Origin of the sequence: Kitasatospora sp. NBC_01300 (assembly GCF_041435235.1) — a bacterium.
GTDB lineage: Bacteria > Actinomycetota > Actinomycetes > Streptomycetales > Streptomycetaceae > Kitasatospora.
Genome location: NZ_CP108408.1, coordinates 2,218,399 through 2,235,480, shown reverse-complemented (window position 1 = coordinate 2,235,480; position 17,082 = coordinate 2,218,399). Strand labels below are relative to the sequence as shown.

16 protein-coding genes are annotated in these 17,082 nt (G+C 72.6%); 10 read left to right on the top strand and 6 right to left on the bottom strand.

Translation table 11 applies throughout. The annotated features are described in order from the left end of the window. Window positions 1–28 precede the first annotated feature (28 nt). A complete protein-coding gene (locus tag OG556_RS09970; RefSeq protein WP_371516798.1) occupies window positions 29–661 on the bottom strand; it encodes a MarC family protein in 633 nt (210 codons plus the stop codon). A gap of 200 nt (window positions 662–861) precedes the next feature. On the opposite strand from OG556_RS09970, the gene OG556_RS09965 reads away from it, so the two are divergent. The 3 genes from OG556_RS09965 to OG556_RS09955 all read left to right on the top strand — a co-directional run bounded on the left by OG556_RS09965 (window position 862) and on the right by OG556_RS09955 (window position 4,395). Beyond that, the gene (locus OG556_RS09965; RefSeq protein WP_363580756.1) at window positions 862–1,422 is read left to right on the top strand and encodes a DoxX family membrane protein; all 561 of its coding nucleotides are present in this window, start codon (window positions 862–864) and stop codon (window positions 1,420–1,422) included. A gap of 152 nt (window positions 1,423–1,574) precedes the next feature. Beyond that, complete coding sequence (locus OG556_RS09960; RefSeq protein WP_371516797.1) at window positions 1,575–2,201, top strand: hypothetical protein; 627 nt, start codon at window positions 1,575–1,577, stop codon at window positions 2,199–2,201. A gap of 364 nt (window positions 2,202–2,565) precedes the next feature. Further along, on the top strand, window positions 2,566–4,395 hold the full coding sequence (locus OG556_RS09955) for a glycosyl hydrolase family 18 protein (protein WP_363580760.1): 1,830 nt from the start codon (window positions 2,566–2,568) through the stop codon (window positions 4,393–4,395). A gap of 146 nt (window positions 4,396–4,541) precedes the next feature. Here OG556_RS09955 and OG556_RS09950 read toward each other — a convergent pair whose 3' ends face one another. Beyond that, complete coding sequence (locus OG556_RS09950; protein WP_371516796.1) at window positions 4,542–5,102, bottom strand: MarR family winged helix-turn-helix transcriptional regulator; 561 nt, start codon at window positions 5,100–5,102, stop codon at window positions 4,542–4,544. A 147-nt stretch (window positions 5,103–5,249) separates the two neighbouring features. Here OG556_RS09950 and OG556_RS09945 point away from each other — a divergent pair, with 147 nt between their 5' ends. The 4 genes from OG556_RS09945 (at window position 5,250) to OG556_RS09930 (ending at window position 10,041) form a co-directional block, all read left to right on the top strand. Continuing rightward, window positions 5,250–6,554, top strand: coding sequence for an MFS transporter (locus tag OG556_RS09945; protein ID WP_371516795.1), 1,305 nt, complete (start codon window positions 5,250–5,252; stop codon window positions 6,552–6,554). A 232-nt stretch (window positions 6,555–6,786) separates the two neighbouring features. Then, window positions 6,787–8,409, top strand: coding sequence for a dolichyl-phosphate-mannose--protein mannosyltransferase (locus OG556_RS09940; protein WP_371516794.1), 1,623 nt, complete (start codon window positions 6,787–6,789; stop codon window positions 8,407–8,409). Window positions 8,410–8,459: 50 nt separating this feature from the next. Beyond that, window positions 8,460–9,176, top strand: a complete 717-nt coding sequence (locus tag OG556_RS09935) for an ABC transporter permease (protein WP_371522641.1) — start codon at window positions 8,460–8,462, stop codon at window positions 9,174–9,176. A 274-nt stretch (window positions 9,177–9,450) separates the two neighbouring features. Beyond that, window positions 9,451–10,041 carry a TMEM165/GDT1 family protein gene (locus OG556_RS09930; RefSeq protein WP_350878273.1) on the top strand — a complete coding sequence of 197 codons (591 nt, stop codon included), beginning with the start codon at window positions 9,451–9,453 and terminating at the stop codon, window positions 10,039–10,041. A gap of 10 nt (window positions 10,042–10,051) precedes the next feature. Here OG556_RS09930 and OG556_RS09925 read toward each other — a convergent pair whose 3' ends face one another. Further along, window positions 10,052–11,173, bottom strand: a complete 1,122-nt coding sequence (locus tag OG556_RS09925; RefSeq protein WP_371516793.1) for a peptidoglycan-binding domain-containing protein — start codon at window positions 11,171–11,173, stop codon at window positions 10,052–10,054. Between the two features lie 380 nt (window positions 11,174–11,553). Between OG556_RS09925 and OG556_RS09920 the strand changes: the two genes are divergently transcribed. After that, window positions 11,554–13,626: an MFS transporter gene (locus OG556_RS09920; RefSeq protein ID WP_371516792.1), complete on the top strand. Its 2,073-nt coding sequence runs from the start codon at window positions 11,554–11,556 to the stop codon at window positions 13,624–13,626. Here the strand turns inward: OG556_RS09920 and OG556_RS09915 are convergent. Then, on the bottom strand, window positions 13,623–14,705 hold the full coding sequence (locus OG556_RS09915) for a S41 family peptidase (protein ID WP_371516791.1): 1,083 nt from the start codon (window positions 14,703–14,705) through the stop codon (window positions 13,623–13,625). The genes OG556_RS09920 and OG556_RS09915 overlap by 4 nt on opposite strands. A gap of 42 nt (window positions 14,706–14,747) precedes the next feature. Beyond that, on the bottom strand, window positions 14,748–15,308 hold the full coding sequence (locus OG556_RS09910) for a MarR family winged helix-turn-helix transcriptional regulator (protein WP_371516790.1): 561 nt from the start codon (window positions 15,306–15,308) through the stop codon (window positions 14,748–14,750). A 63-nt stretch (window positions 15,309–15,371) separates the two neighbouring features. Between OG556_RS09910 and OG556_RS09905 the strand changes: the two genes are divergently transcribed. After that, window positions 15,372–15,782: a cupin domain-containing protein gene (locus OG556_RS09905; RefSeq protein WP_371516789.1), complete on the top strand. Its 411-nt coding sequence runs from the start codon at window positions 15,372–15,374 to the stop codon at window positions 15,780–15,782. A gap of 76 nt (window positions 15,783–15,858) precedes the next feature. Here the strand turns inward: OG556_RS09905 and OG556_RS09900 are convergent, their stop codons facing one another. Beyond that, window positions 15,859–16,035: a hypothetical protein gene (locus tag OG556_RS09900; protein ID WP_371516788.1), complete on the bottom strand. Its 177-nt coding sequence runs from the start codon at window positions 16,033–16,035 to the stop codon at window positions 15,859–15,861. Window positions 16,036–16,694: 659 nt separating this feature from the next. Here OG556_RS09900 and OG556_RS09895 point away from each other — a divergent pair. Beyond that, window positions 16,695–16,988, top strand: coding sequence for a hypothetical protein (locus OG556_RS09895; protein ID WP_371516787.1), 294 nt, complete (start codon window positions 16,695–16,697; stop codon window positions 16,986–16,988). Window positions 16,989–17,082: the final 94 nt, after the last annotated feature.

The window sequence follows — 17,082 nt, the reverse complement described above, 5'->3', positions numbered from 1 at the left end:
GTGACGGCCTGACGGGCGGCGGCCGGGCTCAGTGCCCTTCGGGCAGGTGGACCCCGAGCCCGGCCAGGCCGGTCAGGAACAGCTCCACGCCGACCGCCGCCAGCAGCAGCCCGAGCAGCCGGGAGAGCACCTCCAGCGAGGTGCGGTGGGTGCGCTGCATCAGCGGCGCCAGCAGGGCCACGCAGACGTAGTTGATCACCACGACCGCGAGGTAGGCCCCGCCGATGGTGGCCTTCCAGCTCCAGTCGTTGCGGGCGAGCGAGGCGACCAGCACGGCGGTGACCGCGAGCGGGCTGGCGATGTACGGCAGCAGCAGTTCGCGGATGCCGTCCACCATCGGGTTCGGCAGGTGGTCGTCGTCCTCGTTCTCGCCGCCGAGGTGGAAGCCGAAGACCAGCGCGACCGCGTAGATGAAGAAGATCGTCCCGCCGGCGAGCTGCAGCGACTGGTCGCTGATGTGGAAGAGCGTGGTGACCTCGTCCGCGGTGAAGCCGAGCACCAGGCCGATCACCGCCGAGATGATCGTGCTCCACGCCGCCAGCCGTCGCAGTTCCCGGGTGCTCCGGGTGGAGGCCAGCCGGGCGAAGGCCAGCAGGACCTTGGGCGGGCCGACCACGGCGAAGAAGGTGATGAAGGCGCTGCTCAGGTTGAAGACGAACATGCGCCAAGCATGACCGCGGCGGCCGGTGCGGCCGCTCCGCCACGCCACGCCCCGCGGTCGGGCGTGGCGTGAATCTCGTCGGGGAGCGGTTCATTCCCGGTCGCCGACGAATTCGCCCGGATGGCCGTCCCGGCTCGAACGGGTGCGCGCTCTCGGCTCCCATGGAAGTCGGATCACCTCCCCGGGAACGAGGGTGCGACATGTGTCTGAACCGTAAGGACCTGGGCCTGCTGGCCCTGCGCGGCGCGGTCGGCGGGGTGCTGATCGCGCACGGCACCCAGAAGCTGTTCGGCTGGTTCGGCGGCGGAGGCCTGGAGGGCACCGCCCAGGCGATGGAGCACATGGGCTTCCACCCCGGTCGGCAGAGCGCCATCGCGGCGGGCGCCGGTGAGGCGGGCGGCGGCGTGCTGCTGGTCGCCGGGCTGGCCACCGGGGCGGCCGGCGCGGTGGTGGCCGGGACGATGGCCGGCGCGGTGGCGGTGCACGCGCCCGGGGGCTTCTTCGCGACCTCCGGCGGCTACGAGTACCCGGCCTTCCTCGGCGCGGCCGGGCTGGCGCTCGGCCTGGCCGGTCCGGGGCGGTACTCGCTGGACCACCTGACCTGCCACGTCCTCGACCAGCCCTGGATGGGCCTGGTGGCCTTCGCGGGGTCCGTCGCCGGGGCGTACGGCGTGGTGGCGCGGCGCCGGCACGTGGTGCGGCTGCGCGAGGAGCGGGCCGCGATGGAGGCGGACGAGCAGGAGGGCTCGGGGCTGTCCTGACGCACCGGCGGCCCCCGGGCGGCCCGCACCGGCCTTGCCCCGCCCCGGTCACCCGGAGGCACCAGTCCTGCTGGCGGCCCCCGGGCGGCCCTCGGAGGGTGGTCGGGAGGCGTGCCGGGCAGCCCGGCGCCGGGGCAGAAACGAGGGACCGCATGGACCGCATGGACCGCCAGCCGCTCACCCGGATAGGTTCGAGGCCGCGGGTCACCGCGCGGCGGCCGGACGCGCCGCCGGTGCGCCGCCGACGCCGGGCGGTGGCGGGGGCGTTGGCCACCGCCATGGTCGCCGCGGCGGGGCTGGCGGGCTGCTCCTCCGGAAAGAGCGCGAGCAGCGTGGCCACCTCGGCCTCCGCCGCGATCGAGCGGGGCGCCTCGGCCGCGGCCTCCGCCGCCTCGGCGCTGGCCTCGGTGGCGGGCGGGGCGGGGGCGGTGATCGCCTCGGCGGAGGCGCGGGCCTCGGCGGCGGTGTCGGCGGCCTCCTCGGCGGTCGCCGGGATCAAGGGCGGGTTGGACGCCAAGGGGGACGTGGCCGTCGGGGCGGTGAGCACCGGCTCGGACGGCAGGGCGCAGGTGGAGCTGACGATCACCAACCACGGGCAGCAGTCGTACCGGTACGTGATCCAGGTCGACTTCACCGACGACTCCGGCGCGGTGCAGGACGCGACCGCGGTGACGGTCGAGGACGTGGCGGCCGGCCGGAGCGCCCAGGCGACCGCGCGCAGCAACCGGGACCTCTCGGGCAGCCTGAAGGCCGTGGTGGCGAACGCGCTGCGCTACTGACCTCCTGCCACCGACTTCCCGATACGGGCTCCCCGCTGCTGGCGCGCAGGTCAGCGCCGGTGTCGGGCGGGGGGCGAACCTTAAGCGCGGCTCAAGGCCCAACGGGACCCCTTGACGGGGGAGTTGGTCTAGTCCATTTTTATTGCCCAGGTGCAGGGAGCCCCTGAACCGGCGTCAACGGCCTCGTGTCGCGGGCGCCGGTTCGGCACATCCCGGTGTCCGTCCAGGCCCGATCCCGCTGATCCCGCTCGACTTCCCCGCACGATTCCCCGCACTGAGCTGTCATGTCCCGGTCGTCCGACCCCACCTCGGGCGCGCCCCCACGGGACGACGGAAATCCCCCACAACCAGGAGTCACGCACCCATGCTGCGTTCACGCATTGAAAGGGCCGGGACCCCGGCTCCGACGGGCGGCCGTCGACGCCGCCCGAAGAGCCTGGCCGCCGTCGCGGCCGGCACCGCCGCCTCCGTGCTGCTCGGCGCGGGCCTCGCGCTGACCGGCGGCGCCGCGGCCAACGCCGCGACCACCAACACCACCGGCGCGGCCGCCACCAGCGGCGGCATCAAGGTCGCCTACTACGACCAGTGGTCGGTCTACGCCAACGCGTACTACCCGAAGACGATCCAGGACACCGGCGTGGCCGGGAAGCTCGACTACCTGATCTACGACTTCGCGAACATCCACCCGACCGACCTGGGCTGTTTCGAGGCGACCAAGGCCGCCGACACGAACGACAACAACCCCAACGCGGGTGACGGCGCGGCCGACGCGTTCGCCGACTACCAGAAGAGCTTCGGCGCGGACATCTCGGTCGACGGCGTCGGCGACGTCTGGAACCAGCCGATCGCGGGCAACTTCAACCAGCTGAAGAAGCTGAAGGCGAAGAACCCCAACCTCAAGATCCTGCTCTCGATCGGTGGTTGGACCTACTCCAAGTACTTCTCGCCGGCCTCCGCCACGGACGCCTCGCGCAAGCACCTGGTCTCGTCCTGCCTCGACATGTTCATCAAGGGCAACCTCCCGAGCGACGCCGGCTACGGCGGCCCGGGCTCCGGCGCCGGCATCTTCGACGGCATCGACATCGACTGGGAGTACCCGGGCGGCGGCGGCCACACCGGCAACATCTCCAGCCCGGCCGACAAGCAGAACTTCACGGCGCTGCTGAAGGAGTTCCGCACCCAGCTGGACGCCCAGGGCAAGGCCGACAACAAGACCTACGCCCTGTCGGCGGCGGTCGGCGCCGGCCAGGACAAGATCATGAACGTCGAGACCGACAAGATCGGTCAGTACCTCACCTTCCTCGACGTCATGACCTACGACATGCACGGCGGCTGGGACGCCCAGGGGCCGACCAACCACCAGGCCGCGCTCTACGCGGGCCCGAACGACCCGTCGACCCCGGTCAAGCCGGGCCACGGCAAGTACTCGATCGACAACGCCATCAAGGCGTGGACGGTCGGCGACGCGGACTACGGGATCCCCGGCGGCTTCCCCGCGAACAAGATCAACATGGGTGTGCCGTTCTACTACCGCGGCTGGACCGGCGTCCAGAACAACGGCAAGAACGGCCTGTTCCAGCCCGCCGCCAGCCCGGCGACCGGCGCGGCGATGTCCGGCAACGTCCCCGGCATCCAGATGTACAAGGAGCTCGCGGGCTTCGTCGACAACCCGTCCAGGACCTTCTGGGACGACGACGCCAAGGCCACGTACTTCTACGACGGCAACACCTTCTGGAGCGGTGAGGACACCCGGTCGATCCAGGCCAAGCTCGACTACGCGCACTGCAACGGCCTCGGCGGCTCCTTCGCCTTCTCGCTGTACGACCTGGGCACCAAGACCGGCCTGTTCGACACGATGGTGAACGCCACCAACGGCTCCGCCGCCGGTTGCCCGGCCCCGCCGACCGGCACCCCGAGCAGCACCGCGACCCCGACCCAGACCCCGACCGGCACGCCCACGGGCACGCCGACCGGCACCCCCACGGGTACCCCGACCGGTACCCCCACCGGCACCCCGACCTCGCCGGCCGGCTGCCCGGCCGCCCCGAGCTGGGACGCCAACACCACCTACGCGGCCGGCGGCACCAAGGTCTCGTGGAAGGGCCACTACTACACCAACAAGTGGTGGACCAAGGGCGATGACCCGAGCCAGAGCGGCCAGTGGGGCGTCTGGACCGACAACGGCGCCTGCTGACCCCTCGGGCGGCACGCACTGAGGGCCTGACGGACCCTCGCAGCACCTGAACCAAGCAGTCCGGCCCGCCGGGGGGAGCGCCCCCGGCGGGCCGGACTCGTTGCGTTTCGGGGACGCGACCCGGGCGTGCGGCCCGGGCGCGCGGCTCAGGCCGGGTCGGCGGTGCGCCCGGGCGCGTCCGGCCGGCTCTCCTCGATCCGCCGCAGCATCCGCGCCAGCATCGCGGACAGCACGGCCCGCTCCTCGCCCGTGACGTCCTGGAGCAGTTCCTCCTCGAACACCGCCGCCATCCGCATCGACTCCAGCCACTTGTCGCGGCCGTTCTCGGTGAGCTCGATGATCACCCGGACCCGGTTGGTCTCGTCGCGCTCCCGGGTGACGAGGTCCTCGGCCACCATCCGGTCGATCCGGTGCGTCATCGCGGCCGGGGTGAGCCCGAGCCGCTTGGCCAGCTCGCCCGGTCCGAGCTGGTACGGGCTGCCGGAGACCACCAGCGCCTTGAGCACCTCCCACTCGGCGCCCGTGATTCCGAGCACAGTCAGCTGCCGGTCGTAGGCCACGCCCATCCGCCGGGCGACCCGGGACAGGGTCTGCACGATGGTCTCCACCTGGGGGTCCACGGTGGGGAATTCCCGCTGGTAGACGGCCACCTGCTCGGCGATGCCGAGCTCCCTGGCGGTGGCCGGAGCGGGCTTGTCCGTAGTCATGCGGACCAGTGTCGCACGGAGACGTGCATCCCTTAAGCCTTTGACTCGACACTCTTCCGGTGCTAAGACTTTATCTCGTCAAACTTTAGCTCTGAAATCTTCTGGACCTTAAGAGTATCCAGTTGAATCCAGGAAGGGATGTGCACGGTGACCGGCACGGTGAAGCAGCAGAGGCAGCAGCGACGCGGGGCGGGCGGCCCGCTGCGCCGCGTCCAGATCGGCAACGCGCTCAGCGCGTTCGGCAGCGGCTTCACGATGCCGTACATGTTCGTGTACGTGGACCAGGTGCGCGGGCTGGGTTCGCTGGCGGCCGGGATGGTGTTCACCGTCTTCGCGCTGGCGGCGCTCGTCGTCCTGCCGTTCACCGGTCGCGGCATCGACAGGTACGGCCCCCGCCCGGTCCTGCTGGCCGGTACGGCGCTCGCCGCCACCGGCGCGTTCGCCTTCGGCCACGCCGCCGGCACCCCGGCCCTGCTGGTCTCCTCCTTCCTGTTCGGCGCGGGTGTCACCACCTGCCAGCCGGCGCTCGCCACGATGATCGTCCGCTGCTCGACGGCCGCGACCCGCTCGCACGCCTTCGCGCTCCAGTTCACCCTGGTCAACCTGGGCATGGGCATCGGCGCCCTGGTCGGCGGCCAGATCGTGAACGTCGCCGACCCGGCCAGCCTCACCCGGTTGTTCACCATCGAGGCGGCGACCTTCCTCGGCCTGGCCCTGGTCACCGGCACCGCCCGGATGCCGGCCAACCCGCTGATCCCCCTCCAGGAGAAGAGCGACGGCCCGACCGGCCTGCGCGCGCTGGTCGCCGACAAGGCGATGCTGCGGCTCTGCGCGCTCGCCGGGCTGATCTTCTTCACCTGCTACGGCCAGTTCGAGTCCGGCGTCGCGGCCTTCGCCACCGACACCGTCGGCACGCCGCCCTCCACCCTGGGCTTCGCGATCGGCGCCAACGCGCTGACCATCGTCGTCCTGCAGATGTTCATGGTGCGGATCACCGCGCGCCGCCGCCGCACCACCGCGATGGCCGCGGCCGGCGTGGTCTGGCTCGGCGCCTGGGCGATGGCCCTGGTGGCCGGCCTGATCCGGACCGAGACCATGGCCGCCACGGTCGCGATCGTCTCGATCTACGCCCTGTTCGGCGTCGGCGAGTCGCTGCTCGCGCCCACCATGGGCCCGATCGTCGCCGACCTCGCCCCGGCCCGGCTGCTCGGCACCTACAACTCCGGGTACGCCCTGGTGAAGCAGATCGCCATCGCGGTCGGCCCGGCCGTCGGCGTGCTGCTGGTCGGCTCCGGCACCTGGCCGCTCTACCTCGCGGCCATGGCGGGCTCCACGCTGCTGGTCGTCGTCCTGGCGCTGCGGCTGCGCCCGTACCTCACGCCGGAGCAGGACAACGCGGCCCCGGCCGTGGTCCGCACCACGGTCGTCCGGGAGTTGCAGACGGCGGCGTGACCGCCGACGTGGGGCTGTGGGCGGCTGCGTGACCGCCGACGGGGAGTTGCGGACGGCGGCGTGACCGCCGATCGAACAGGCGTGTCGACGGGCGCCGGCCAGGTCACCTGGTCGGCGCCCGTCGCGCTTGGCTTCGCGACCACCGCCACATAGTGTCAGTGGCTGTTGGCCGCCCGGCCCGGTCGGTACAGGAGACCCGGCCGGCACAGGAGACAGGCGAATCGGCGAGGCAATGACGCAAGCGGCGCTCACGCACCCCCCGGCGGCCCAGGCCCCGGCCCCCGCCGCCCCGGCACCGGCCCGGGGCCGGCTGCTCCGCCTGTCGGCCGACTGGTCCGGCTGGCTCGGGCCGATCGGCGTCGCGCTCTTCGCGGGCCTGCTGCGGTTCTGGAACCTCGGCTACCCCAACGCCTTCGTCTTCGACGAGACGTACTACCCCAAGGACGCCTGGTCGCTGCTGCGGCAGGGCTACGAGGGCAGCTGGCCGGACCACGCCAACGCCGACGTCCTGGCCGTCCCGCAGCACATCCCGCTCACCTCCGCGCCCGAGTTCATCGCCCACCCGCCGCTCGGCAAATGGGTGATGGCGATCGGCGAACAGCTGTTCGGCCTGCACCCCTTCGGCTGGCGGTTCATGACCGCCCTGCTCGGCACCGTCACCGTGCTGATGCTCGCCCGGATCGGCCGCCGGCTCTTCGGCTCCACCCTGATCGGCTGCACCGCGGCCCTGCTGATGGCCGTCGACGGCCTCCAGCTGGTGATGAGCCGGGTCGGGCTGCTCGACGGCATCCAGATGTTCTTCGTGCTCGCCGCCTTCGGCAGCCTCCTGATCGACCGCGACCACGTCCGCGCCCGGCTGGCCGGCATCACCGACGGCGACGGCGACCGCGTCCGGCTCGGCCTGCGGCCCTGGCGGATCGCCGCCGGGGTGCTCCTCGGCGCCGCCTGCGCCGTCAAGTGGAACGGCGCGATGATCCTCGCCGCCTTCGGCCTGCTGACCGTCCTGTGGGACCAGTCCGGCCGACGCGGGGCCGGCGCCCGCCGCCCCTGGCGCTCGATGCTGCGCCGCGACGCCGTCCCCGCCTTCCTCGCCATGGTCGGCTCCGCCCTGGTGGTGTACGTCGGCGCCTGGGCCGGCTGGCTCGCCAGCGGCGGCAACGGCGAGGGCGGGTATGACCGGCACTGGGCCGACGGCCGTCCCGGCCTGTCCCCGGACACCTTCCTCGGCGTCCCGCTGCCGCAGGTGTCGATGAGCTGGGTGCCCGCGCCGCTGCGCAGCCTGTGGCACTACCACTCGCAGATGTACGACTTCAACACCGGGCTGAGCACCCCGCACACCTACCAGTCCAACCCCTTCAGCTGGCTGGTCGTCGGCCGCCCCGTCTCCATGTACTGGGAGCAGGTCCCGAACGGGCAGCACGGCTGCACCGCCACCGGCGGCTGCGCGTCCCAGATCCTCGGCCTCGGCACCCCGCTGCTCTGGTGGACGGCCTGCTTCGCCCTGGTCTACCTGCTGTGGCGCTGGTTCTTCCGCCGGGACTGGCGCTCGGGCGCCGTGCTGTGCGCCGTCGCCGGGATCTACCTGCCCTGGTTCCAGTACCAGGAGCGGACCGTCTTCTCCTTCTACATGGTCGTCCTGGTGCCGTTCCTGTGCCTGGCCGTCGCGCAGATGCTCGGGGCGATCCTCGGCCCGGCCGGATGCAGCCCCGAACGCCGCCGGATCGGCGCGGCCGGCGCCGGGCTGATCGTGCTCGCCATCGTCGCCTGCTTCGCCTTCTTCTACCCGCTGTACACGGCGGAGGTGATCCCGATGACGTCCTGGCAGGACCGGATGTGGTTCACCAGTTGGATCTGACACCGGTGACCCTGTCCGCCGCGGGCGGCCAGCTGCTACCCGTCACCCCGATGCTCGGGGTGGTCACCGCCGCCCTGCTGCTGGCCGCCGTCGCGGTCGCCGGCCGGGGCCTGCTCGGCCACGGGCACGCGGTGCTGCGGGCCGGACTGCGCGCGGTGGTGCAGCTGGCCGCCGTCGCCGCGGTGATCAGCTGGGTGGTCGGCTCGCTCTGGTGGTCGGCGCTGTTCGTGCTGCTGATGTTCACCGTCGCGGTGCGCACCGCCGGGCGGCGGATGACCCCCGGCCCCGGCTGGGTCTGGGCGGCCGCGCCGATCGGCGCCGGCGTGCTGCCGGTGCTCGCCCTGCTGCTGGCCGTCGGGCTGCTGCCGGCCAAGGGCCTGTCCGTCATCCCCGTCGCCGGCATCCTGATCGGCGGCGCGCTCACCGCCACCTCGCTGGCCGGGCGGCGAGCCCTCGACGAGCTGCGGCAGCGCCGCGGCGAGGTGGAGGCGGCCCTGGCGCTCGGCTTCGAGGACCGCGACGCCCGGCTGGAGATCTGCCGCACCGCCGCCGCGACCTCGCTGGTGCCCGCCCTCGACCAGACCCGGACGGTCGGCCTGGTCACCCTCCCCGGCGCCTTCGTCGGCATGCTGCTCGGCGGGGCCTCGCCCGTCCAGGCGGGGGCGGTGCAGCTGTTCGTCCTGGTCGGGCTGCTGGCGGTGGAGTCGGTGGCGATCGTGGTGGTGCTGGAGCTGGTCGGCCGGGGGCTGGTGAGCGCGGGCTGGTGAGCGTGGGTTGGTGAGGGGGGGAGTGCTGGGGGACCGGGCCGCCTTGGGTACCGGACGTGGTCGGGTACCCTTGAGCACGTTGAAGGGGAGTAGCCCTCCACCGGACCGTCGACATACTGGCCCTCACGGGCCCGGCGCCCGGGGCACCCGATCCTCCGGGGTCGGTGCCGGCGAGACCTTCGGCCGCAGTGCTGTGACCATGACCAGTGCTGTCGGGCCGAAGCGTCCCCTGACGGACCTGCGGAGGCCGGGCAGCCCGACCGAGGGACCCTTTCTGATGAGTTTGACCGTGGCCGCGCTGACGTTCGGCATCATCTTCCTGGCCGAACTGCCGGACAAGACCGCGCTGGCCAGCCTCGTACTCGGCACCAAGTACCGTGCCAGCTACGTCTTCGCGGGTGTCGCCGCCGCGATGGGCGTTCAGGTCGTCCTCGCGCTCGCCGCCGGGCACCTGCTCTCGCTGCTGCCGCACCGCTGGGTGGAGGGCGTCACCGGCGTGCTGTTCCTGGCCGGCGCGGCCATGCTGCTGTTCCACGGCGGGGGCGACGACGAGGAGGGGCACGCCGCCAAGGAGCCGTCCTCGAACAGCTTCTGGAAGGTGGCCGGGGCCAGCTTCGTGGTCGTCGCGGTCGCCGAGTTCGGTGACCTGACCCAGATCATGACCGCCAACCTGGCCGCCAAGTACGCCGATCCGCTGGCCGTCGGCCTCGGCGCCTGGCTGGCGCTGTGCGCGGTCGGCGGGCTCGCCATCGTGGGCGGGCAGAAGCTGCTCAAGTACGTGCCGATGAAGCTGATCATCCGGGTCGCGGCCGCGATCATGGTGGTGCTGGCGGGCATCAGCATCTTCGGGGCGATCACCGGCTGACCCCGGTCGGTCAGCAGGTGGTGCGCTTGTCCAGGGCGGCGCGGGTGTAGGGGCCGTAGACGCCCTTCTTGTCGCCCTGGACTCCCTGCATGCGCTGGAAGTAGCTGACGTAGCTCGCGGTTTCGCCGTCGTAGGTGCCAGTCACCGGGACGTCCATCCAGCACAGGGCGACGCTCAGCTTCGACTGCATGGTGGAGACCTCGGGGCCGGACATCCCGATCTGCAGGACTTGGGAGGTCGGCGTCGCCGTCGCGGACGGAGTGGGCGTCGGGGTCGGCGTCGGCGTCGCGGTGGTGGGGGTGGGCGTGGGGGTCGGGGGCGCGGTCGGGACGGAGGCCGGGGCCGGGGGAGCGGCGGCGACCGGGGCCTGGGTGGTCGGCGTCGGCGCCGGGGTGGCCGTCTTCGTCGGGCTCGGCTTGCGGGTGGGGGCCGACGTCGGGCTCGGCGCCTCGCTGGTCGGCGGCGGCGTGGCCGGGTCCGTCGGTGCCGGGGCGGTCGGCTCCACCGGCGCGGGCGCCAGCGTGGTGGGCAGCGGCTGCGCCTGCCGGGTCGTCGGGGCGGGCGAGGGCGTCACCGCGTACGCGATGCCGATGGTGAGCGCGACCAGGCCGGCGCCCACCCCGGCCAGCAGCAGCTTGTGCCGGGCCAGCGGGTTCTGCGCGGCCTGCTCGGCGGCTCTGCGCGCGGCCCGGCCGCCGACGGGCTCCGGTTCGGGCCCGGGCGCCGCGTGGTCGAAGGGGAAGACCCCGAGGTCGCCGCCGGACGCGGCCTGCGGGGCCGTCGCCGCCGCGTAGGCGCCCGGCCCGGAGGCGGGCACCGGCGGCAGCACGGTGGTGGCGTAGGCGTCGGCGTCCGGCCCCAGCGGGGGAACCACGGGCGGGGCGGGGTGCACGGGGGCCGGTTGTCCCGGGGCGACCGGCGGCAGGACGGTGGTCGCGAACGGGTCGGCGGCGGGGACGTCCGCCACGGGCTCCTCGGCGACCTGGCCGACCGCCTGCGGCACGTACGGGCGGACCAGCGGCGGGCCTTCGAGGTGCGGGAGGACGGCCGTCTCGGTGAGGCTCGGGTCCGGGACGCAGCCGCACCCGGTGGAGCGTGCGGTGCCGCACGTCGGGCAGTGCTGGTCCGGCATCGGCCGGTCCTCCTCGGTTCTCGGGCGGTCTCCGTGCCCCGGGGCGGTTCCCGGGCTCACGATCGCGCCTGATTATGCAGGACGTCCCGGAGGGGGGACAGGGGCGTCCGGACCCGGGCGGGGGTGTTGTGCCGGTTGGTGGCGGTTGTTTCCCGAGGAACGGTCGGGGAGCGGCGGATGTCCCCGGCGCCGGCGGTCGGGTCGGTGCGTCGGGTGCGGTCGGGTCGGTGCGGTGTGTCCTGGGTCGGTGGGCCGGGCGGCTACGTTCGGCTCAACCAGAGGGAGCAAACCGGGGCATTTCTGACAGCATGGTGAGCTGGGAGTGATCATCCGCACGGGCCCGCCGCCTCGGCCGGGGCCCGCGAGCCTACGGAGCCGCCATGACGGACTCGCGCGCCGCGTCCGACCGCAGCCCGGCGTACGAGCCCGGCCCGCCGGAGGTCACCGTCCCCAACCTCTGGGTGCCGATCGGCGCCCTGCTGCTGGCGATGCTGCTCGCCGCCCTCGACCAGACCATCGTCTCCACCGCGCTGCCCACCATCGTCAGCGACCTCGGCGGCCTGAACCACATCTCCTGGGTGGTCACCGCCTACCTGCTGGCCTCCACCGCCGCCACCCCGCTCTGGGGCAAGCTCGGCGACATGTACGGCCGGAAGCGCTTCTTCCAGGCCTCCATCGTGATCTTCCTGCTCGGCTCGGTACTCTGCGGCATCGCCCAGAACATGGGCGAACTCATCGCCTTCCGCGCGCTGCAGGGCCTGGGCGGCGGCGGGCTGATCGTGCTCACCCAGGCCATCGTCGGCGACCTCGTCTCCCCCCGGGACCGCGGCAAGTACCAGGGCCTCTTCGGCGCCGTCTTCGGCGTGACCAGCGTCCTCGGACCGCTGCTCGGCGGCCTGTTCGTCGACAACCTCAGCTGGCGCTGGGTCTTCTACATCAACCTGCCGATCGGCATCGTCGCCCTGGTGGTGATCGCCGCCGTCCTGCACGGGCAGGAGGTCAGGCGCCGGCACCGGATCGACTACCTCGGCACCGTGCTGATCGCCGCCGTCGCCACCTGCCTGGTGCTGATGACCTCCCTCGGCGGCACCACCTGGGGCTGGACCTCCTGGCAGATCGTCGGGCTCGGCGTGCTCGGCCTGGTGCTGCTGCTCGCCTTCGTCCTGGTCGAGCGGACGGCCAGCGAACCGGTGCTGCCGCTGCGGCTGTTCCGCTCCCGGACGTTCAGCCTGGTCGCGGTGATCTCCTTCGTGGTCGGCTTCGCGATGTTCGGCGCCCTCACCTACCTGCCGACCTTCCTCCAGGTCGTCATGCAGGTCTCGCCCACCCTGTCCGGCATCCACATGCTGCCGATGGTGCTCGGCATGCTGTTCACCTCGATCGGCTCCGGCCAGATCGTCGCCCGCACCGGCCACTACCGGATCTTCCCGATCGCCGGGACGGCCGTCACCACCGTCGGCCTGCTGCTGCTCTCCCGGCTCGACGAGCACAGCAGCACCACCGAGATGAGCCTCTACTTCCTGGTCTTCGGCCTCGGGCTGGGCCTGGTCATGCAGGTCCTGGTGCTGATCGTGCAGAACTCCGTCGGCTACCAGGACCTCGGCGTCGCCACCGCCGGCGTCACCTTCTTCCGCTCCATCGGCGCGTCCTTCGGCGTCTCCATCTTCGGCACCCTGTTCGCCGGCGGGCTGCGCGAGCGGCTCGCCGACGCCCTCGCCGGGCTGCCGCTGCCGCCCGGCTTCCACCCCGAGGCCATCACCTCCGACCCGCGGGTGGTCACCCGGCTGCCCGTCGCCGCCCAGGAAGCCGTCCACCACGCGTACGCCGAGTCGATCACCAGGGTGTTCCTGTACGCGGTGCCCGTCGCGCTGGTCGCCTTCGTGCTGTCGCTGTTCCTGCGCGAGCAGAAACTGCGCTCCACCGTCACCGCACCCGACCTGAGCGAATCCATCGGCGTCAACCCCGTCCAACGCTCGTCGCTGGACGAGATCGCCCGCGCGCTCTCGGTGCTGAGCTCCCGCGAGGCCCGGCGCGACCTCTTCCGGCGGATCACCGAGGTGGCCGGGCTGGACCTCCAACCCGCCTCCAGCTGGCTGCTGTTGCAGATGCACCACCACGGCTCGGTCGAGCCGGCCGAACTCGCCGAGCGGCGCATCATCCCGATCGCCGTCATCGAGAGCGCCGTCCGGGAAGTCGAGGGCCGGGGCCTCGCCGTCCGCAGCGGTGGGCTGCCGCTACGGCTCACCGAACCGGGGGCGGAGGCGGCCGTCAAGCTGGTCGCCGCCCGGCGCACGCAACTCGCCGACCTGCTCGGCGACTGGGACGAGCAGCAGTACGCCGACCTCGCCGACCTGCTCACCCGCCTCAGCTCCACCCTCTGCGCCGACCGGCGCGACCGCCCGGACCGGCCCGCCCACGAGCCGCCGTACCGGGGCGAGGGGCGGTCGTTCTAGCCCGCCTTGCAGGGGGCCTGGCCGGAGAGCCAGGTGACGGCGGCGGCGAGCGCGGGGTCGTCGTCCTTGCGGGGGTCGGCCGTTTCGACCGGCTCGTCCGGCTCGATCGGGCCCTCGTGGACCCGGCCGGTGCGGTCGGCCTCGGCGGCGCCGGTGAGCAGCAGGACGGCGCCGTCCGACAGCCGGTGGGCGGCGTTGCCGGTGGGCACCCCGTAGGTGGGCTGGCCGAAGCTGCGTGTGGCCGGGCGGCCGATGAAGGCGATGGCGACCGCCTCGCCCGCGCTGCCGGTCGCGCGGCCGGCGAGGACGGCGACGGGCGTTTCGGGCGCCTCGTCGTGGTGGGTGGGTGCCTCGTCCTGGTGGGAGGGTGCCTCGTCCTGGCGGGTGGCGGGGGAAGCCTGCGGGGCGTCGTCCAGGTACGGCACGCCGTCGCGGACCGACCAGGTGCTGCGGGTGCCGTCCGCGGTGACGAAGGCGCCCAGCGGGCCGTCGCCGAGGATCGGCGCCGCGACGGCCAGCGGGGCCCACATCCCGCCCCCGGTCTCGCCGCGCAGGTCCACCACCCAGCCGCAGGAGCTCACTTCGGCGACGGCGGCGACGGCGGCGCGGCCGCGGGTGACGTACTCGGCGTAGGTGTGCTCCGATCCGTTCACCGCCGGGAGGGTCAACTGGGCGATGCGGCCGGGGAGTTGCCGGGTGGTCGGGGCGTTCACGGCCTCCGGGTCGGCGTCGACGTTCGCCGCCTGGTCGGGTGGGTAGAAGCGGCTGTGGTGGTCGTCGAGGGCGGTGACGGCGGCCCTGATCGCGGTGTGGGTGTCGGCCGGGGTGCGAGCCGTGGCCGCCTGGGCGAAGGCCTGGGTGCGGAGCTTCGGCCAGTCCACCTTCGCGGTGTTGAGGGACTTCTGCTGGATGAGGTCCAGGGCCTCCGAGAGGTAGCCGCGGGCCTCGGGGGACATGTGCTCGGGGGGCGGTGACCCGGGGGCCGGCGACTCGGGGGCCGGTGACTCGGGGGCCGGCGAGGAGCAGGCCGCGAGCGCCAGTACGGCCGCCGCTGCGACCGTTCGTCCCAGTCGTCTCATCCGCTTCCCCCCCCTGTGGTTCGTACCGTTCCTGATTCTTCCTCACGGACCGCCGAACCAGCGAGGGGTGTCGAGGCGGAACGGGTCGCCGGGGGCGAGCAGGCGCAGGGCCGTCTCCACCTCGCGCAGGCGCTCCTCGCCGAGGGTGGCGGACCACTCGGCGCGCAGCTCGTCGAAGATCCGGGCGGACCGGACCAGGCAGTCCACCCCGCGGGCGGTCAGCCGGACCACCTTGCGGCGGGCGTCGGCCGGGTCGCCGCCGCGTTCGACGTAGCCGAGCTGCTCCAGGTTCTCGATGGTCTTGCCGGCGGCCTGCTTGGAGACGCCGAGCCGGCGGCCGAGGTCGACGGCGGTGGTGCCGTGCGGTCCGATCGCCTGGAAGACGAAGCCATGCATGGGCCGCAGGTCGGGGTGGCCTTCGCGGGCGATGCGCTCGTGCAGCTCGTCGATGATCGTCCGGAAGGCGAGCAGCAGGCGCAGCGGCAACTCGAAGCCGGGCGGGGCGGGTTCGTTGGTGGGAATGCCGGTGGGAGTGCCGGTGGGAGTGCCGGTGGGAGTGCCGGCGGGAGTGCCGGTGGGCGTGCTCGCGGGCTCGCTTGACATAGGTAGACAACCTCATTGACCATATAGACAACGCCATTGACCATCTTAGGGGGTTCCCTCGCCATGCCCGTGATCCGCCACGCCGACGCCCGTCGCACCGAGACGCCGAACGCCGTCATGACCACCTACGCCTCACCCACCCAGGGCTCAACCGCCCTCGCCCTGTGGCAGGTCGACATGACGGCCGGCAAGAGCGGCCCGCTGCACGCCATGGACGTCGAACAGATCTGGACGCTGCTCACCGGCACCGCCATCGTCACCCTCCCCGACGGCCCGGTGCCCCTCGCCGCCGGCGACACCCTCGTCCTCCCCGCCGACCTCGCCCGCCGGATCGCCACCGCCGACGGCTTCACCGCCGTCGTCGCCGGCCCGTCCCCCGCCCACGCCTACAACCCCGACGCCGTCACCCCCGAAGGCGCCTGCGGCCTCGCCCCCCGCGACGCCGAGCGCCTCCTCCCGCCGTGGATCGCCTGACCCGCGAGGCGGTCCGGGCACGGGTGCGGGGACGGTCGAGGGCCCACCCCTGACCGTCCCCGCCTGGTCCTGGCCGCTACTTCCGGTCGTCGATGTCGTCCTGCAGGTCGTCCAGGTTCTGCTGGCCCTGCTGCTCGGTCTGGGCGGCCTTCTGCTGGGCGTCGTCCCCCTTCGGGGGCTTGTTGCCGAGGCGGGACTTCGCTTCCTCCTCCAACTGCTCGGCCTTGTCCCGGAACTTGTCGCCGATACCCATGGCTGTGCCCCATTCGGTTGGATTTCGGGTTCTCCAACCAGGCTTGCACGCCCCCTCTCCGCCTGCACTTCGGGCAAGTTGCCGCAGAGCGTCACGATCGACAGCCCCCGGATCGCCCGACCCGCCCACTGGTCGCACCGGAAGCAGCAGCCTTGGCCTGTCTCCGGGTCGAACGCGATGGGTTGATCACACAGCGGACAGTCCACAGGTCTCCTGCGGGCTCAGGTCGGACTCCCCGCACTTGATGGCGCCGGTGAAGTCCGCCCACGCCTCGCGGGTCACGGTGACCACCTCGCATCTGACCTCACCTGATAAGGGTGGGACGGTGCGGCGGCTCTTGTTCAGTGGCGCTGGGGGCAGCCGTAGCGCCCGCCAACGAGGGCTTAGGGTCGCCTTATCGGGTGCCTTTGTTTCGTGTGTCCGGACTGAACCCGCCTGTTCAACATCCCAGTTGGTGGATCTTGGGTCCGGAAACGGCATCACACTCAGGGCGCGTGCTTCGAGCTGTGGCCGGGACCGTTGGCGGCCACGGCCGGGAACTTCCGGAGCGCCCCGCCCAGCCGGCCGGACGAGCGATGAGAACGGCGATGGTTTGGTGACGGACAGTCATGGGAAAGCCCAGGCGCGTCGGCAGCGAGCCGGCCAGTGAGGAGACAGTCATGCCCGAGACCACGCCCAACTCAAAGGGCCCGGCTCCGATCAAGCTCACGCCCGGGACGACCGAACCCGTGCTGGTCCCGGCCGATCAGGTCAAGCCCGAGGATATCGGCACACTGTCGATCGAGTACCGGGACGGTCAGCCCGTCGTTGTCGTCAGCGGCGGGACGGCCATTCCAGCGGGGCTCACGGTCGTGGACGGCGCCGGGAATGCTCTCGCGGCGTACACGGCTGGGCCCACATCCGCCACCACCCGGTTGGCGCCTGTGGTGGACTACCTCTGCTCGCGCTGGTGAACTGGTGCCGCCCCGGTACGGACCTCTCAGAGCCCGTACCGGGGCATCGTGCTGTCAAAATGGCGGACGCCAGAGACAGCGAAAGGGCCGTCCA